This window comes from Bacillus sp. UNC125MFCrub1.1 (assembly GCF_000701305.1).
Lineage (GTDB): Bacteria > Bacillota > Bacilli > Bacillales > Bacillaceae > Bacillus > Bacillus altitudinis.
On the sequence record NZ_KL370769.1, the window covers coordinates 1,063,224 to 1,081,947 of the forward strand.

Annotated in this window: 16 protein-coding genes; 4 read left to right on the forward strand and 12 right to left on the reverse strand. The window is 40.9% G+C overall.

The window, feature by feature from the left end:
• Window positions 1-12 precede the first annotated feature (12 nt).
• Window positions 13-1,296: a M48 family metallopeptidase gene (locus tag N521_RS18180; protein WP_017360300.1), complete on the reverse strand. Its 1,284-nt coding sequence runs from the start codon at window positions 1,294-1,296 to the stop codon at window positions 13-15.
• A 177-nt stretch (window positions 1,297-1,473) separates the two neighbouring features.
• Between N521_RS18180 and N521_RS18185 the strand changes: the two genes are divergently transcribed.
• The gene (locus tag N521_RS18185) at window positions 1,474-1,890 is read left to right on the forward strand and encodes a YhfM domain-containing protein (protein WP_007497192.1); all 417 of its coding nucleotides are present in this window, start codon (window positions 1,474-1,476) and stop codon (window positions 1,888-1,890) included.
• A 202-nt stretch (window positions 1,891-2,092) separates the two neighbouring features.
• On the opposite strand, the gene N521_RS18190 is transcribed toward N521_RS18185, so the two are convergent.
• The 3 genes from N521_RS18190 to N521_RS18200 form a co-directional block, all read right to left on the reverse strand.
• Window positions 2,093-3,646: a fatty acid--CoA ligase family protein gene (locus N521_RS18190; protein ID WP_035392511.1), complete on the reverse strand. Its 1,554-nt coding sequence runs from the start codon at window positions 3,644-3,646 to the stop codon at window positions 2,093-2,095.
• Between the two features lie 172 nt (window positions 3,647-3,818).
• Window positions 3,819-4,808 carry a lipoate--protein ligase gene (gene lplJ / locus N521_RS18195; RefSeq protein ID WP_035392513.1) on the reverse strand — a complete coding sequence of 330 codons (990 nt, stop codon included), beginning with the start codon at window positions 4,806-4,808 and terminating at the stop codon, window positions 3,819-3,821.
• A gap of 2 nt (window positions 4,809-4,810) precedes the next feature.
• Complete coding sequence (locus N521_RS18200; RefSeq protein ID WP_035392666.1) at window positions 4,811-5,554, reverse strand: MBL fold metallo-hydrolase; 744 nt, start codon at window positions 5,552-5,554, stop codon at window positions 4,811-4,813.
• Between the two features lie 155 nt (window positions 5,555-5,709).
• Here N521_RS18200 and yhfH point away from each other — a divergent pair, with 155 nt between their 5' ends.
• Window positions 5,710-5,847 carry a protein YhfH gene (gene yhfH / locus N521_RS19480; RefSeq protein ID WP_008359029.1) on the forward strand — a complete coding sequence of 46 codons (138 nt, stop codon included), beginning with the start codon at window positions 5,710-5,712 and terminating at the stop codon, window positions 5,845-5,847.
• A gap of 339 nt (window positions 5,848-6,186) precedes the next feature.
• Window positions 6,187-7,476 carry a cation:dicarboxylate symporter family transporter gene (locus tag N521_RS18205; RefSeq protein ID WP_008348850.1) on the forward strand — a complete coding sequence of 430 codons (1,290 nt, stop codon included), beginning with the start codon at window positions 6,187-6,189 and terminating at the stop codon, window positions 7,474-7,476.
• Between the two features lie 32 nt (window positions 7,477-7,508).
• Here the strand turns inward: N521_RS18205 and N521_RS18210 are convergent, their stop codons facing one another.
• The 7 genes from N521_RS18210 to N521_RS18240 form a co-directional block, all read right to left on the reverse strand.
• On the reverse strand, window positions 7,509-8,558 hold the full coding sequence (locus N521_RS18210) for a M42 family metallopeptidase (RefSeq protein ID WP_025207042.1): 1,050 nt from the start codon (window positions 8,556-8,558) through the stop codon (window positions 7,509-7,511).
• Window positions 8,559-8,906: 348 nt separating this feature from the next.
• Window positions 8,907-11,216, reverse strand: coding sequence for a YhgE/Pip domain-containing protein (locus N521_RS18215; RefSeq protein ID WP_035392516.1), 2,310 nt, complete (start codon window positions 11,214-11,216; stop codon window positions 8,907-8,909).
• A 64-nt stretch (window positions 11,217-11,280) separates the two neighbouring features.
• Window positions 11,281-11,859 (reverse strand): TetR/AcrR family transcriptional regulator, encoded by a 579-nt coding sequence (locus tag N521_RS18220; RefSeq protein ID WP_026050070.1) that lies wholly within the window; start codon window positions 11,857-11,859, stop codon window positions 11,281-11,283.
• A 175-nt stretch (window positions 11,860-12,034) separates the two neighbouring features.
• Window positions 12,035-13,447 carry a protoporphyrinogen oxidase gene (hemY, locus tag N521_RS18225; RefSeq protein WP_025207039.1) on the reverse strand — a complete coding sequence of 471 codons (1,413 nt, stop codon included), beginning with the start codon at window positions 13,445-13,447 and terminating at the stop codon, window positions 12,035-12,037.
• 22 nt (window positions 13,448-13,469) lie between these two features.
• Window positions 13,470-14,408: a ferrochelatase gene (gene hemH, locus N521_RS18230; RefSeq protein WP_017366949.1), complete on the reverse strand. Its 939-nt coding sequence runs from the start codon at window positions 14,406-14,408 to the stop codon at window positions 13,470-13,472.
• A gap of 32 nt (window positions 14,409-14,440) precedes the next feature.
• The gene (gene hemE, locus N521_RS18235; protein WP_007497181.1) at window positions 14,441-15,499 is read right to left on the reverse strand and encodes a uroporphyrinogen decarboxylase; all 1,059 of its coding nucleotides are present in this window, start codon (window positions 15,497-15,499) and stop codon (window positions 14,441-14,443) included.
• A gap of 124 nt (window positions 15,500-15,623) precedes the next feature.
• The gene (locus tag N521_RS18240; protein ID WP_035392519.1) at window positions 15,624-17,759 is read right to left on the reverse strand and encodes a transglycosylase domain-containing protein; all 2,136 of its coding nucleotides are present in this window, start codon (window positions 17,757-17,759) and stop codon (window positions 15,624-15,626) included.
• 127 nt (window positions 17,760-17,886) lie between these two features.
• Between N521_RS18240 and N521_RS18245 the strand changes: the two genes are divergently transcribed.
• Complete coding sequence (locus N521_RS18245; protein ID WP_007497177.1) at window positions 17,887-18,372, forward strand: antibiotic biosynthesis monooxygenase family protein; 486 nt, start codon at window positions 17,887-17,889, stop codon at window positions 18,370-18,372.
• 58 nt (window positions 18,373-18,430) lie between these two features.
• Here the strand turns inward: N521_RS18245 and N521_RS18250 are convergent, their stop codons facing one another.
• Window positions 18,431-18,724: a hypothetical protein gene (locus tag N521_RS18250; RefSeq protein WP_226650789.1), complete on the reverse strand. Its 294-nt coding sequence runs from the start codon at window positions 18,722-18,724 to the stop codon at window positions 18,431-18,433.

An 18,724-nucleotide genomic window follows, 5' to 3' on the forward strand; every position in this document is an offset into this window, starting at 1 on the left:
CGGATTTTTTATTTATTGCTTTTTCGATGTTTCCTCTTTTTTTGCGGCTTTTTCCATATCGATGATTCTCTCCATCATCGTTGGGTGTCCATAGCGGAATATTTTCACTAAAAGTGGCGGATTGACTTGGGAAAGCCCTGATTTTGCAAGCTTTTGAAATGACGTCACCCCCGCCTCTCCATCTTTCGTCAAATTCACGGCATATTCATCAGCTGCACGTTCTTGATGTCTTGACACAGCATTTGTAAAAGGAGAAGCAGCAAATGACAGCATAGATACAATGATCAACAGAAGCGGAAGAGCAGCAACGTCATGTGGTGCCTTCAGACGAAATGGAGAAGCGCCTTTTTGGTAAAGGGAAAAATAAAGACGGTCAATGGCAAAAAATCCAACCAGAGACAACACTAAATATCCTGCTAAACCGATATACACATGCTTCATCACGTAATGTCCCATCTCATGCGCCATGATAAATAAGATTTCACGGTCTTTCAGCTTTTGAAGTGTCGTATCCCACAAAACAATACGCTTATTTTCACCAATTCCTGTGACGTAAGCATTCATCGTGTTTGTTTTCTCTGACATGTTGACTTCATATACATGATCTGCTGGAATGTGTGCTTTCTCTGCAAGAGTTAATATCTTTTTCTCAAGCGCTTGATCCTTCAATGGGTAAAAATCATTGTAGAGTGGATCAATAACGACCGGCTGTATAAAGAAGAGAAATAGTGTAACTGGAACGGTTAAACACCAAGCATACAGCCACCAATATTTCCTTTTCTTTTGAATGAGCCAAAAGAACACAATCGCGCATAGAACAAGCAGTGGATATTGAATCCAAAAATCAAGCGTTTGGTCTTTTAGCCAACTTGCTGTGCTTTGTGCTGAAACACCGTAGTACAAGGACAACTGGTAGCTCACCCACTTGACCGGCAATGTGATCAGCATCGTCAAAAGTGACAGCACAAACACATACACAAGTTTGCTCACAAGGTGAAAACGAGCTGCTGCCAAGCTCCAATCTGCTAATTTCCTTGAAAACCCTGAAATGAGCAAAAGGAAAAAGACATACCAATCTAAAGGAATTGTCATAAAGTACAACAGGTTACGAATGTTCGAGTAATTTCCACTGATCAAAAGCTCATGGCTTGTCATAAATGTATGCGGGTCTGCACTTGTCCCTTTCACACTGTCAGGGACAGATGAATCCCCCATTAGAAATAAGTAAGAATAAATAAAAAGACCATACAATATGTATGCTACCGTTGCAAGAGCTATCCATTTGCGTACTCGCACTGGTCAGCCTCCTTTCCATTTCTCTCTCTATTGTAATCACGCACGTTTTTGTTTAGAACCTGTCTCATGTGGCTCCATCATAGCATGCCCTATCTGAAAAAGCTTGAGTGAAAAAAATGATTATGCTGTTCAAAAATCGGAGAAACTAACTATAAAAAAGTGAGTTGGAGGTTCATCATGAAGAAAATCCTTGCAGGAATTGTGATCTTTGGGCTTTTACTGATTACCTTCTTTTATGTGTTCAGCCGGACAAGTGACATCTTCGATGAAAATCGAGCAGAGAAATTATTGCTTTCACCGACGAACCAGTCCATTTCTTATGAAATAGATGATAAAGATACAACTGAGGATCTAATTGAACAATTAAACAAAGGGAAACAAACAAGCAGCCATCTCAAAAAGAATGTAAAGAAGCCAGATTATATCGCCAAGGTCATGTTCGGACGGACAAATGGCACTTCTTTTCAGCTATGGACCAACCGCTCTCAAGTTGTTTTTTTAGTAGACGGCACCTATTATGAATTAAATCAAAAACAGTCAAATTCCTTTCGAAAACAGGTACAAGAAGCGATTCAAAAAGGAGCCTCTTCATAAGAGACTCCCTAGATTGTTGACAAAGGGATAAAATGAACTTGATTTTATCCCCTTGTCTTCTTTTCAGCGTGATAGAAAACCTTTGCAGTCTAGGAGGCGCGGAGCGAATGTGACATTCGTGAGCACCAGCACGCAGGACTGACAAAGAATGCGAGGGTTTGTCTACACGCTGAGGAGCCGCCTCATAAGAAGAGACTCTTTTTTATTTACTTGTTTCTGCTTGGTACTTATCCTTTAGCGCTCTTCTTAAAATTTTACCAGTCGTGTTTTTTGGAATATCATCAATGAAATGGATCGTTTGGGGCTGCTTATATTTCGCCAAATAGCGTGAACAATGTGTGATGATGTCTTCTTGATTGATGTGAGCATGTTTCTTAGGGGAAATGTAACAGACAACAGCCTCTCCTGTGTTTGGATCGGGCACACCGATGACAACGGCTTCTGCTACAGCTTCATGTTGATAAAGCACTTCTTCTACTTCTCTTGGATAGACATTATACCCGCCTACGAGAATCATATCCTTTTTTCGATCGACGATATAAATATATCCGTCTTCATCTCTTCTCGCCAAATCTCCTGTGTACAGCCAGCCATCTTTCAGTGCTGCTTCTGTGTCTTCTGGCATTTGATAATAGCCTTTCATAATGTTTGGCCCTTTTGCGATCAGTTCTCCGACTTCGTTTGGTCCAACTTCCTCTCCAAGTTCATTCACGATCTTATTTTTCACATTCATAATATCAGTGCCGACCGAGCCTGGTTTTCTTTTTCCATCAAGGGGATTGAATGCCGTCACTGGGGAAGCCTCTGACAATCCATAGCCCTCTAACACCGTGACACCGAACTTTTCTTCAAAACCGTGAAGTAAAGCAACAGGCATGGACGCACCGCCTGATATACAAATCCTCACCGACTTCATCGCTTCCTCATGACCGTCCTGACGATATAAATAGTTATACATGGTTGGAACACCAACAAATAGCGTTGGTTTTTCTTTCTCCATCATTCGTAAAAGCTCTGATGGGCTGAAATGCGGCAGGACATAGATGGTCGCTCCATGAATCAAAGGGGCATTCATACAGACGGTCAAACAAAACACATGGAACATCGGCAAAGCAGCAATCACCTTGTCCTTCTCATCAATTGACAGGTACTCCGCAATGTCTCTTGCATTTGAATATAGGTTAACATGAGTGAGCATTGCCCCTTTTGGTTTTCCTGTTGTGCCAGATGTAAATAAAATAACGGCCGTATCGTCAGGTTGTATGACAGGATGCTCAGTTTCCGGCGCATCTCCAGACACAAGCTTTCCGAAGAAAACAAGACGATCAGATACTTCTTTTAAACTTGACCTGCACGCAGATTCATTTTGTGCACAAATAATGACTCGTTCAATAGCTGGAAGCTGTTCATACACCTGCTCGTATATCGGCAGAAGCTGATCCGGTGCAACAATCCCTTTTACATCACCAGTGACCAGCATATAGCCGATTTCACTTGGCGTATATGTTGGATTGACAGGTACAACAACAAGTCCTGCCTTTAATGCACCAAAAAATGAAATCACAAAATGCGGTGAATTTCCTAAAATCAGTGCGATATGATCTCCCGCTTGAAACCCTTCGCTCACTAAACCATCTGCAAAACGTTCGATACTTGTCATCAGTTCTTGATAGGTCCACTTGTTCCCTTCAAAGATCAGTGCGACGTTCTCTCCCTTGGTCATCGCAGTCTGCTCAAGATTTTTGATCAAATCCATTCTCCCACCCCTTATACTTCATCAATGAATGAATAGCCATTCATTTTATGACCAAACATTCCTCCTTTCTATTATAATAGACAATCGAAAAAATTCACAAGATCAAATGTAAACCGCTTTCATCCCTTTCATTAGAAAAAGCACCGCTATCTCTAGCCGTGCTTGTCCTTGCTTAATAAATCAAATCCAGAAAATCTTCTTTTGATACGTTACCAAAATAATGGCGCATATCCATGTCTTCTAATACATCACTAATGGTTTTGCGATCATATTGCTGCCCAATGAGTCGTTTCTCAATATCAGCAATATCTCCTACACCGAAGAAGTCACCAAAAATTTTGCAGTCTTGAATGATGCCTTTTTTCACTTCTAATCGAAGATCAATCGATCCAGCTGGAAAACGCTTAGAGTGCTGCAAGTTAAACTTAGGTGAACGGCCGTAGTTCCATTCCCATTTTTGGTATCGATCACGAGAAATCTCATGAATCTTCTCCCAATCTTTTTCTGTCAGCTTATACTCAGGCACGTCTCCGTTCGTGTCAAAAATATAGCTTAAAAGAATTTTTCTAAATTCTTCTGTTGTCATTTTTTGATCCATCAGTTCACTAATGTTGGCGACCCTGCTTCTAATGGATTTAATCCCTTTTGATTCGATCTTTTCTTTCTTCACATTTAATGCCGAGACAACATGTTCAATTTCTGAATCAAATAATAGGGTGCCATGACTGAAGATACGTCCTCGTGTAGCAAATTGAGCATTCCCCGAAATTTTACGCCCATCTGCCATGATGTCATTTCTGCCGCTTAATTCCGCTTTGACGCCAAGCTTTTCAAGCGCTTTGATGACTGGCTCGGTGAATTTTTTAAAGTTATGAAAGCTGTCCCCATCGTCTTTTGTAATAAAACTGAAGTTCAAGTTTCCTTTGTCATGGTAAACTGCACCACCGCCAGATAACCTGCGAACGACTTTGATGCCATTGTCTTCCACATATTTTGTATTGATTTCTTCTATTGTATTTTGGTTCTTTCCAATAATAATGGACGGCTGGTTGATGTAAAACAGCAAATACGTTTCTTCTGGATCTAAATATTTTAAGCAATACTCTTCAATGGCTAAATTAATCATTGGGTCATAATGTTGCTCGTTATCGATAAACAGCATCTCTATCTTCCTTCCTTGTTCCATCTAAGCCCTGAATGGGCAAGCTGTATATTGCCAGTATATAACGCCTGTGCTTCATTGACTAGGTCTTTATGCCGACCGAAATGAGGCAGATGGGTGATGATGAGCTCTCCAACATTTGCTTCACTTGCCAGCTTCCCTACTTCAGTGCTGTTCATATGTCCTGCACCCGATCCGTCTTGTCCAGCGTAAAAGTTGCTTTCGGCAATAAGTAAGTCTGCATCCTTGCTAAAAGGGATAAATGCATCTTGATAGCTGGAATCAGCTGTATACACCACCACAGCCTCATTTGCCTGAATTCTCATCGCATAGCATTCTGCCGGATGAACCGTTTTCAAAAAATCAATTTGAAATGGTCCGATTTGAATGCCCTCTTCCGGGTGATAAGGTTTTGTCTTTGTATGTACATCATCAGAGAGCCGCTGAAATGCTGCTTGATCCCCGGTATGTCCGTAGATCGTCAGCGGACCACTGCTTTTTCCTAAATGATAACCCACTAGCTTCGCATATTGGAGAGGTCCGATATCTGCAATATGATCGTGATGATAATGAGAAAGGAGTACAGCATCTAGTTCTTCTATATCAATGTATTGCTGAAGCTTTGACAGAACTCCGCTCCCGCAGTCGACAAGCAGACGAAAACCATCTGATTCAAAAAGATAACCTGATGTGGCTTCACCAGCTGCTGGAAATCCTCCGTAGCAGCCAATCACGGTTAATTTCATCGTCATATTTCCTCCTTTTCAAAAAATCCCCTTCTTACAATATACCCATTTTTCATAAAAAAAGCATTCTTCTTGCCTATTGTTACAAAACAGATTGACAATTATTAATCTGTTATAATACAATGATATCAATAAAACGTATTGGAGGATGACAAATGCTAGGAAAAATCACTGAGTTTTTTAGAAATTTGCCTTCAAAAAAATGCACAAAATGTGGAAATGATTTAATGGAACAGCACGAGTGTTACGGTAATGAATGTGAGGAATGCTCACAAGTAAGTTATCTTAAATAAGGAAATAAATAGAATAAAAAAGCACTTTTTTCCTCCGTCGTCAGTTGGAGTCAAAAGTGCTTTTTATTTTTTCTGAAAAATAGGTAAAAAGGTAAAACCCTTGATACAAAAGGGTTTTTTAGTATTTTCATATGATGACTTTTAGTTCGGAAGGCACTTTTTATTGACTTAAAACAACGAAGGGGGTTCGAAGTGTCCATTTTTTCAAATAATTTTGTATTTTCTTAATATAATTTAATCGTGGACGAACCTCTTTAATTTTAGTTATACTTTAATTCATATATTAAAACTTAATATAATGGGAATATTCCTTTAATGAATAAGTTAGGGAGGAAATCTATGAAAAAATTAAAATTTGGATTAGCTACTCAAATCCTAATCGGTCTTATTCTCGGTGTCGTGGTTGGTGCGATCTTTTTCGGTAACCCTGGTGTTGAGACATATTTAAAACCAATTGGAGACTTCTTCTTACGACTCATTAAGATGATTGTCATTCCGATTGTCGTATCTAGCTTAATTTTAGGTGTTGCAGGTGCGGGTGATGGTAAAAAAGTAGGGAAGCTTGGTTTTAGAACCATTCTTTATTTTGAAATTATCACAACGTTTGCGATCATCCTTGGTCTTGTGCTTGCGAACTTTGTTCAACCAGGTGCAGGCGTTGACTTTGGACATACAGAAAAACAGGATATTAGCCAGTATGTTGAAACGGAAAAAGAACAAAGCAGTAAATCGGTTGCTGATACGTTCCTTCATATCGTTCCGACGAACTTCTTCCAATCATTGGCGGAAGGTGATTTGCTTGCGATTATTTTCTTCACTGTATTATTCGCACTTGGCGTTTCAGCGATTGGTGAACGCGGCAAACCAGTGCTCGCCTTCTTTGAAGGTGTGTCACATGCGATGTTCCATGTCGTCAATGTTGTGATGAAAGCTGCACCATTTGGTGTGTTCGCGCTCATTGGTGTGACAGTATCAAAATTTGGTCTTGAATCTCTCGTTTCATTAGGTAAGCTCGTAGGTCTTGTTTATTTTGCGCTCGCTCTCTTCCTTATCGTTGTATTCGGAATTATTGGAAAGATGATTGGCGTCAATATTTTCAGATTTCTTGCTTACATGAAAGACGAAATGCTTCTCGCCTTTAGTACATCCAGCTCTGAAACAGTTTTACCGAGAGTCATGGATAAAATGGAGCGTATTGGGTGTCCAAAAGGAATTGTTTCTTTTGTTATCCCAATTGGTTATACGTTTAATCTGGACGGCTCCGTCTTGTATCAAGCCATTGCGGCGCTTTTCTTAGCGCAGGTATATGGCATTGACCTCACAATCGTACAGCAGCTCACACTGATTCTTGTACTGATGGTGACATCAAAAGGAATGGCTGCCGTTCCTGGTACATCCTTTGTTGTATTACTTGCAACACTTGGAACGATCGGTGTTCCTGCTGAAGGTCTAGCCTTTATTGCAGGTGTTGATCGTATCATGGATATGGCAAGAACCGTTGTCAACTTAACTGGTAATGCACTTGCAGCTGTCGTGATGTCTAAATGGGAAGGGCAATATGACCCTGAAAAAGGACACCGCGTGATGACTGGACAAGATGTACCTGAGCCAACACAACTTTCAAGCTAATCAAAAAGAACCCCGATCATGGGGTTCTTTTTTTATACTGTGATTAATTTGCTTTGAACATAGTGGTACAGAAGATTGGCTGTATGAATCAATGAGTCTTCATGGGTTCTTTCAAAGGCATGCGAAGAGTCAATGCCAGGTCCAATCAGTCCATGAATGATATCATGCCCTGCTCGAATCGCTGCCGACGCATCTGAGCCATAATAAGGGTATATATCAAGGCGGTAATCGATCTTATTTGCCTCAGCTAATGCTGCTAAATGTTTGCGCAGACCATAGTGATAAGGACCGCTAGAATCCTTCACACATATCGACACACTGTATTCATCGGTTGATTGACCGTCACCGATGGCTCCCATATCAACAGCCAAATATTCCACCGTTTCTTCCGGGATATTCGAGTTCCCACCGTATCCGATTTCTTCATTATTTGAAATTAAGAAATGTGTCGTATGCGGCAATGTGATGTTCTCTGTTTGAATGCGGTGAATCAATCTCAGCAACAGCGCCACACTTGCCTTATCATCAAGGTGTCTTGATTTAATAAAACCTGAAGATGTCACTTCCACTCTAGGATCAAATGAGATAAAGTCTCCTACTTGAATGCCGAGTGCTTGCACATCGTCTGCATTTTTCACTTTCTCATCTAAGCGAATCTCCATATTTTCTTGATTTCGCTTCGCTTTTCCAGCATCCTCATATACGTGAACGGACGTTTGATGCATCAGAATGGTACCTGTGTATGTACGACCTGTTACTGTTTCAATTTCACAATACTCGCCTTCTATCGAGTTATATTGAAAGCCTCCAATGAGTGCAAGACGCAGCCGGCCATTTGATTTAATTTCTTTGACCATCGCACCGAGCGTATCGACATGTGCTGTCAACATGCGGTGTTCCTTGTCATCTGTTCCTTTTAGGGTGGCAATTAATCCGCCTTTTCGATTTCGCTTCGTTTCAATATGTAAATCTTGTAAAAAACGTTCGACAAAGCCAATCACTTTCTCAGTATTTCCTGATGGACTTGGGATTGACACAAGCTTTTGAATAAGCTGAACCGTTTCATTTACTTCCGTTGTCATTCGGCATATCCTCCTTCATCTAAAAGAAATTCTTTCCAAGCATGCCTTTTTTCAGCATCCTTCTTAAAATATATCGCTTCGGGTTCCTGATGTCTAATTTCTAATCAAAAAAACCTTTCTCATGGAAGAGAAAGGTTTCAGATTGTTGACAAAGGGCTAAAATGAACTTGATTTTAGCCCTTTGTCTTCTTTTCAGCGTGATAGAAAACCTTTGCATGCTAGGAAGGACGAGCATCGGGGCGGAGCGAATTTAACATTCGTGAGCACCGAAGCGCAGGACTGACACCGCATGCGAGGGTTTGTCTACACGCTGAAAACCTTTCTCATGGAAGAGAAAGGTTTTTTTGATTAAGCTTCTTCTTGTTTCATTTTTCTTATGTTCCAAGCAAAGTATGCTGTTGTTGCAGCCATCATGATGATGGCTACTGTTCCAAGAATCGCTGCTTGGTGCCATAAATAACTGTTATCACCGCTGGCAATGATCGTTCTAAATCCGTTGATGGTATACGTCATTGGAAGCAGACTGTGAATGACTTGGAAGAATTTTGGTACAAGCTCAAGCGGGAATGTACCCGCACTTGCTGCAAGCTGAAGAACCAAGATAATGACGGCAATAAAGCGTCCTGGGTTCCCCATCGTCGTCGCAAGAAGCTGAATGATCGCTAGGAATGTCAGACTGACGATGATCGCAAAGAGATAGAAGCGCCAGAGGCTTTCCACCTCAAGTCCAAGTCCAAAGATGAGCATGGAGCTTGCAATCACTGCCTGCAAGATACCGACTAAGAGAAGCACACTATATTTGCTGACAAACCATTCAAACGCATTTCTAGGGCGTCCTGCAGGATCTTTCATTGGGAATACAACAGTCAGCATAAGAGCTCCAACAAAGAGTCCCATTGATAAAATATATGGTGTGAGCCCTGTTCCATAGTTATCAATTTTTTTCGCTGTATCATTCTCTGTTTTGACTGGGCTTGCAATCATATTGTAATTGTCCTGCCCCGCATCAATGTCTCCTGTTTCATCTGCAGCGCTTTTTAGCTTATCAGAAAGCTTTCCAGTCCCACTTTTTAAGTCACCTAATCCTTTATCAAGGGATTTTGACCCTTCAGCCAGTTTAGATGAGTTGCTTTGGATACTCGCTGATCCACTTTCTAGTTTATTCAATGCTGCACTAAGCTGGCTTGATCCGTTTGCCAGTTTATCCGCACCACTTTTCGCTGTATCAAGCTTTCCATTTGCTGTTTGCAGGCCATCTTGTAATTTCCCTTGACCCGTTTGAAGCTTCAGTGCACCTTGATACAATTTATTCGTACCGGATGTCATTTGATCAATCGCATTTTGTATGGCGACTGTTGATGTATACAGCTGTTCTGTTTTCTCTGGCAGCTGCTTGACTTGCTGTAGCTGTGCTTTTGCAGATGCAACCGCAGACTGAACTTCACTTGCGTCAGGCAGTTCCTGCAGCGCCGCTAAGCTTTGCTCAAGACCAGACAAATCAGGCAGTTCGATTGTAGGCAGACTGTCTAGCTGATCCATTGCCGCCTTTTTCTCTTCATCTGTCATCGAGCTGTTTTGAATAATACTTTTTACTTTTGCATCTCGATTAGATAATGCTTCTTTTAAAGAAGCAAGTTTGGTACTAAACGTTTTTGCATCTTTTTTCACCTGATCAATCTTAGGCGCCATCTTTTCAAGATTCGCTAATTCAGGTGAAGACAATACTTTCTCCACAGCAGCGATTTTTTCTGAAAATGACTGTGCTTTATTGTTCAGCTGCTCAATGCCTGCTGTGAATTGCGGCATTTTAGAAGAAAGCTGCTCATGTCCTTCACGGCTTGTGTTTAACCCTTCGGTCAATGTATCAATTCCTGTGCCAAGCTCACCAAATTTCTGATCAATCGTTTGATAGCCTGTTAAGAGCTGACCAAGACCGCTATCAAGAGATTGAATTCCAGTGTTCAGTTCACCCATTTTTCCTGCAAACTGATGAACACCTTCGCTATACGTTAACGTTCCTTCTGCCAATTTCGCCAGATTGTCTTTTAACTTTTGGCTACCGTCTTTTGCGCTTTTTGTTCCGTCATCAATTTTCTTCGCTCCATCGCTTGCTTGATCTAATCCTTTTGCAATCGTTTTGAAGTTATCAAAGATGACCTCTGCATAATTTTCTGTGACTTCCTTTGAAACCGAATCTTTTAATTTGATAATGGCGTTATTCGCAATTTGAGACGCAGCATAGTTTGCGCCTGGATTCGTATAATATTTCAGATTCGATTTTTTCGGATGTTTGTCTAGTACTGTACTCGCATTTTTCGAGAAATCTTTCGGAATCTCGACGACGAGATAATAGTCTTCGTTATTTAACCCCCTGATGGCCTTTTCTTCACTATCAACAAAATGCCATTTAAAACTATCGTTTTTCTTCAATTCCTTCACTAAATCATCGCCCACTTGAAGGGTTTTGCCGTCATAATGACTGCCTTCATCCAAGTTGACAACCGCTACAGGTAATTGATCAACTGTACCATATGGATCCCAGTAAGCTTTTAAAAATACACCACTATAAATCAGTGGAATAAATAAGACAGCTAAAATCGGGATCAGTAGTTTTTTGCTCGTCACAATGTCTTTCCATTGATTCCGAATTACATTCATTGCTGTTTTCCTCCCATTGATGAATGACTAAATTAAGAATTCGGTCATTTGAACTCAAAAAAAATTATGTTGTTGCAGACAGTCCTTTTAGTACATAAAGCTCGAGCGATTCAGCGACCTCTTCTTTTGTTAAAGGCTCATATCGCTTTTCCCAGTCAAAAATAAGTGCAATATATAGTTTCACCATCACAAATGCCGTCAATTCAGGATCACAGGGCTTAATGTCGCCTTTTTCAATCGCTTCTTTTACTTTTGTTTTAATATAGCGAATGATCATCTGCTCCATTTTTTCAATCATTTCTTTCACTGCTGATGTGCCAAGCTCCGCATTTTCCTGAAAGATTTTAATTGTAAGCTGGTGGTTTTTTCGAAATTCTAATATTGCAAAGAGTGCTAAGTGAAGGTTTTCAGAGAAACTATTCTTCTCATCTATTGCTTCATCTGCAATTTTCTTCATCTCCATTAACAGTGATGTGAAAATTTCATCGAACAGCTCTTCTTTGTTTTTAAAAAAGGTATAAATCGTTCCTTTTCCGACGTTGGCAAGCTTTGCTACAAGGTCCATTGTCGTGGCTTTATACCCGAACTGGGTAAACGCCTTTGTTGCTCCATCTAAAATCATTTGTCTCCTATCAACACTCATGATCTCACTCCCAAAATGACTATTTGAACGTTTCGGTCATTAAGTACAGAAAGTAATATACCACATCCTTTTCCTCAGATGCAACAACTTTGTTCAATTTTATTATTCACCACTCTTTTCTAAACATACGAACATGAAAAACTCCCTTTCCATGACAGAAAAGGGAGTTTGTTTTTTATGAAAATAGATAAGATACAGCTTCTGAAATGGCAGCTTTTCCTTGATCAATACAATCAGGAATCCCAACACCTTCAAATGCAGCACCCGTGATATAAATACCAGGATATGATTGCTTAAACGTTTCTCGCATCGTCGAAATCTCTTTTTGATGACCCACATGATATTGCGGCATGCTTGTTTTCCAGCGAGTCACTGTCGTCAGCTCTGGATCTGCTTTAATATCCATGATTTTCTTCAAATCCTCCAGCACGATGCTCACGATTTGATGATCAGACTGTTCGACAATTGATTCATCGCCAGCTTTCCCAACGTATGCACGGAGCAATGTTTTTCCTTTAGGTGCAGTGTGAGGCCATTTCTTATTTGTCCACGTACATGCTGTAATGGAGAAATCACTATTTCTTGAGATGACAAAACCAGTACCATCATATTCATTGTGAACATCCTCTTCTTTAAATCCGAGTGCAACTGTTGCAACAGAAGTCGATGTCATGTCATGCAAGTACTCAAGCCCTGCTTCTTTTGGAAACATGGAATAGATCGATTGGTGAGGAGTTGTCACAATGGCAGAATCTGCAAAAAGCGTTTGACCGCTGTCTAATTGAACGCCATAGCCTCCCTCGGCTTTTTCGATCTGGGTTACTTTTGTCCCTTTGTAAATCTTCGTCAGCTTGAGTTTACTTTCGACCGCTTCAACAAGTGCTTGCAGCCCTTGATTGATTGTCTGGAACTGTCCTTGCTTTTTCGCTGTCACTTGTTGCGCTTTAGCATGCTGCTGTGATTTTTTCATCCCAAGAATCAAACTGCGATGCTTCTGTTCTGTTTGATAGAACTGCGGGAAGGTAGACATTAAGCTCAGGCGATCAATGTCACCAGCATAAATGCCTGATAGTAGCGGTTCAATTAAATTCTCCACCACTTCATCACCCACACGTCTTCTAAAAAATTCCCCCAGAGACTGATCTTCTGTCTGTTTGCTTTTTGGCAAAACGAAATCCATCGCTGCACGTGCTTTTCCGGCAACTGAAAAAAGCCCAGTTGTAATGAAAGGACTGATTTGAGTTGGAATGCCCATGACAGCGCCCTTTGGCATCGGATGAAGGGTTTCATTGACTAATACATACGCTTGCCCTGTTTCATTATTGACGAGCTGATCAGATAGACCAACATCTTTTGCCAGCTGGGGTCCACTGACCTTTCTTTCTAAAAATGAATCGGGTCCACGTTCAATGATATAACCGTCTTTATATAATGTTTGAATTTTTCCACCTAGCCTAGGACTCGCTTCAATAAGAGATATTTGGATAGGAAGGCCTTTTTCTTCAATTTCCTTTTCCAAATAGAAGGCGGCGGCCAAACCTGTGATGCCACCGCCAATGATGACAAGGTGTTTTTGATTGTCATGCATAGGATCGCCTTCTTTTATATGATTACTTGCTTTCATTAAGCTTCTTTAATACGACTGCTGCCAGTGCATCAATAAATGCTGGTTTCGCATTTGGCATTTCTGGACGATAGTAAGCTGCACCAATTTCATCCGTGACGACTTTACATTCATAATCATTGTCGTATAACACTTCAAGGTGATCAGCGACAAATCCAACAGGCACGTATACAAATGTTTTATAGCCTTTTTGCTCAAATAGGTCACGCGTGAGATCCTGTACGTCTGGCCCAAGCCACGGATCAGGCGTATTGCCTTCACTTTGCCAGCCAATTTCATAATGCTCAATTCCTGCACCTTCAGCAATCATTTTTGCAGATTGTGCAAGCTGATCAGGGTATGGGTCCCCTGCTGCAATAATTTTTTCAGGAAGACTGTGTGCAGACACAATCAGCACTGCTGAATCTCTTTCTTCCTGACTCATGGATGCATACGTCTCTTTCACTTGTTTCACCCAATAGTCCACAAACTTCGGTTCATCGTACCAGCTTTCAACAGAAGTAATGTTCAGATGGCCAAGCTTTTCTGCTTCATCTTGTGCACGTTTGTTATACGATTTCACACTAAATGTGGAGAAGTGCGGTGCAAGGACAATACTCACCGCTTCTGTGATGCCATCTCGGTGCATATCAGCGACCGCATCTTCAATGAAAGGCTCGATGTGTTTTAACCCAATGTATACATGAAATTCAATCTCGTCTTGGATCTCATTCAAATGTTCACACAAGCCATTTGCCTGCTGTTCTGTAATTTTGGATAAAGGAGAAATGCCGCCAATTGCCTTGTAGCGGTCCTTTAAATCTTGCAGCATCTCCGGCTCTGGCTTTCTGCCTCTGCGGATATGTGTATAGTAACGTTCAATGTCTTCTTCTTTATATGGGGTGCCATATGCCATGACAAGTAGCCCCATTTTCTTTTTCTCCACAACCAACACTCCTTCAGATCATTTGAAATCATTTAGATGGATGTCTTTTTATGTTTAGCTGAATAATCGTGAATAAAGTCAGTCAGCTTCTTTAACGTGTCTGGTGAGACATCAGGAAATACCCCGTGACCTAAGTTAAAGATGAATTGATCTGATTTCATCCCTTGATCTAAAATCGCTTTTGCTCTTTCTTCAATCACTTCCCAAGGAGAAAGTAAAATCGTTGGATCAAGGTTTCCTTGTAACGTTTTTGTTAAGCCTTCTTTTCGCGCTTCGTCTATACTCATACGCCAATCCAGTCCAACGACATCAAGCGGCAAGTCATGCCAATCTTTCGCCAGATGGCTCGCACCGACACCATACATAATCATTGGTACGTTTTCAGACTTCAGCTCTGTGAAAATACGCTGCATGACAGGCTTAATGAAGGTCCGGTAATCTGCTGCATTTAAAGCGCCAACCCAAGAGTCGAAGATTTGAAATGCTCGGACGCCTGCTTTTACCTGAGCGCGTATGTATGTGATCGTCATATCGGCTAATTTATTCATCAAAAGCATCCATGTCTCTGGCTCACTGTACATGAGCGCCTTTGTTTTATGATAATTTTTAGATGGACCGCCTTCAATCATATAGCTTGCCATCGTAAAAGGTGCACCTGCGAAACCAATCAGCGGAACATTCAACTGCTCCTCTGTTAACAGCTTGATCGTATCAAGCACATACGGCAGGTCTTCTTCAGGATGAAGCTCTCCAAGACGCTGGATATCTGCCTTTGTCCGAATAGGCGAGTCAATCACTGGTCCAATTCCATTTTTAATTTCAACATCCACTCCAATAGCTGGAAGCGGAGTCATAATATCTTTATATAAAATAGCGGCATCTACACCATATTGTTCTACAGGAAGTCTTGTTACGTAAGCACATAGCTCTGGCTGATGCGTAATTTCAAATAGCCCGTATTTTTCTTTAAGGGCACGATATTCAGGCTGCGAGCGTCCTGCCTGTCTCATATACCAAACCGGTACATGGTCTGTTTTTTCCCCTTTGCACGCCTTTAAGAACGTGTCATTAAAAGCCTTCGTTTTTCCCATTACCTTTCATTCCACCTTTCGCCTCACACTCTCTTTGTATAAGGCTCAAACACTGCTTTTACTATACCGCTTTTTCAAGGCTCGGTATACTAAAGCGGCTCAATGTTCAAAAAATCGCCGAATATTAACGTCCAAAAGCCTCTGGCTTGATATAAGCACTGCCTTCGCCTTCTTCTTGTGTTTGAGTATTGTATGGAACAACCTTATACTGCGCATCTGAAAACACATTTGCATACGGCATTGTGTAGCTGTTTGTTCCCGTTACAGAATCGATCAGGGTCTCGCTTCCATTTCTCTTTTCATAAATACGATATTCAACGCGTTTGTCTTCCTGTTCATCCCATGACAGCTCCAATGTAAAGAGCCCTTTGATTTTAAATGCATAACGTGCTTCAAAGCCTGACAGTCCTTCTAAATGGATTGGCGATTGAAGTTCTTTAATTCCCTCTGGTTTTTGGAATGTTTCATTGGTTATTTGGGCTGTCGTTAAAATATCTTTCATTAACTGCACTGGATACTGACTGCCGCCAGTTAAATAATGACTGTTATCCGTTTTGTCATACCCCATCCAGATTGCCCCTGTTGTACTAGGCGTGTAGCCAGCAAACCAAGCATCTTTCGTTGCCCCTTTGACACCGGCATACGTAGTTGTGCCTGTTTTACCAGCCAAATCTCCAGCGTATGATCCGCTCTGAGCGGTTCCGCCTTTGACGACCTGTTGAAGCATTCTTGTCATATTCCAAGCATTTTGTACGCTAAACACTCGTTCTTCTTTGTTTCGATTTTTTTCAACGGTTTCTCCATCATCATTCGTGATTTTTTGAATGAAGAACGGCTTTTTATAGACGCCTTCATTTGCAAATGTATGAAATGCTCCAGCTATCTGCAACGGAGAAACCCCTTTTTCTAAACCGCCAAGCGCTATGGCAAGTCCTTTATCCGAAATATCCATCCCCATTTTCTCAAGATAGGATTTAGACGTATCGATGCCAAGCTGGCTTAACGTCCATACGGCAGATGTATTTTTGCTTTTCATTAAGGCATCTACCATCGTGACCCTGCCCTCGTACTGTCCATCGTAGTTCTTTGGAGAATAGCCGTCATAGCTTTTTTCCTTGTCCTCAAGCAGTGAATACGGTCTGAATTTTTTCTCCTGCATCGCTGGACCATATACTGCGATCGGCTTAAAGACAGAACCAGGCTGTCTAACAGCTGTGACTCTGTTATAGCCTCTTGCCTGATATTCTCGTCCGCCTATTGCTGCTTTTACACCACCAGATGCGTTGTCAATAAACACAGCGCTGCCTTCAGGTGAACCGCTTTTTCCCGGGAAATAACGATTGTTTTTCATCGCATCATAGGCAACTTTTTGCAAATTCATATCGATTGGTACCGTAATGGTATAGCCGCCTTGAAGCAATTGTTCATGCGAAATCGAATACTGTGATTCTGCTTCTTTAATCATGAGATCTACATAACTGTCCACCCAAGGGGTTTCAGATTTCTTTTTTAAATGAATACCAAGTGTTCTTCCTTTTGCTTCAACTGTTTCTGTAGAAGACAAATATCCTTGTTCATTCATTAAATTCAGGATGGTATCCCGTCTTTGTTTATTTTTATCTGGGTGTAGAACAGGGGAATACGTTGAAGGTGCCTTTGGCATGGCAGCAAGTGTAGCTCCTTCACTGACAGTGAGATCTTTTACATCTTTACTAAAATAGTAATTGGCCGCTGCTTGGATCCCATAGACGCCATGACCAAAGTAAAGCTGATTCAAATACATTTCAAGCAGCTTGTCCTTTGAATAATCTCTTTCTAAATTGATCGCAATAATGACTTCTTTTGTTTTTCGAAGAAACGTTTTATCATTTGTGAGAAAGATATTTTTGGCGAGCTGTTGGGTGATGGTACTGCCGCCTTCTACCTTTCCACCTGCTAATATATCTCGATAAACCGCCCTTGAAATCGATTGTGCATCAATTCCGTGGTGCTCATAAAAGCGCTTGTCCTCTACAGCAACAAAAGCTTTCGCCACTTTATCTGGGACCTCTTTTAATGACACAGGGTCCCGATTTTCTGAATACATGCTTGTGAGTTCTTTTCCATTCTGATCAATGATTTTCGAGGAAGCGTGAAAAACGAGCTTCTTCTCATCTATGACATAATGTCCTAAAAATAAAATGGTCAGATAGCCAATAAATGAAAGCACGATTGTACTTCCTGCAATGACTAATGGAATGATTATCTTCTTTTTCTTCAAATTAGGTCACCTCATTCCTTTATACGGATAGTATGGGATGTATTGCTTCATAATATGTTTTATGGATTGACTACCAAAGAATTATATATCATTCTTTTGTTATACTATCAAGCAGGAGGCGGTTTAGATGAATTTCTATATTACATATGGAACAGCAGACTTTTTGCAAAAAATCGCAAAAAAACATCATCTTGAAAATCTGCTTTATACGGTCGGTAAGGAACAAGCGGCTCTTTTTCATGAAACGGAGGGTGAGACAGTCTTTAAAGCACCCCATGCCTATGATGTGATTTATACAAAAGGTGAGCTCGTCCAATCTGGCTTTGTCACGCTGAATCATATCCCTGTAAAGCTCGAAAGCAGAGCACTTTTTGAATCCACCTTTCAGAAAAAAACAAACATGTCAGAACACCAGCGCGGCTTTCAGGCGCTTCGTGTGTTAAGACCAAAAAAGGATGAAGAGGTGTACTTGATTTTGACCCTTTGGGAATCTGAAGACTTATTTCAAGACTTTCAAGAGTCAGAAGCGTTCTTTCAGCCGCACGAGGATACTGGCTCCATCTTCTCTCGTCCTGCCTATCTGACATCCTATCATGCCGTCATAGACCATTAAGGAAGTGCTGCTTTTCGCACTTCTTTTTTTCATAAAAAAAAGCCCTTCTGCTGGGCTTTTAACGCTTTTCTCTAAGCTCGTACCGATGAATGATTGGCTGAAGTACATAAAAATTCAGCAAGATCCATCCTAATAAGATGGGCCATTTGAGCATAGGTGAAGCACCTTTCATCTGAATAAGTAGTACCAACAGTGGAATCAGACAAATCATCAAAAAGCTCATCTTTGAAACGAACGTTTCTTTGATTTGATGCCGGCAGCTTGGACAAAGCATCATTCTCGTATGCGATAAATGAAATTTTTCGACGAAAGAAAATGCTTTTGAACAATTTGGACAGCTTCCCAATGCCAC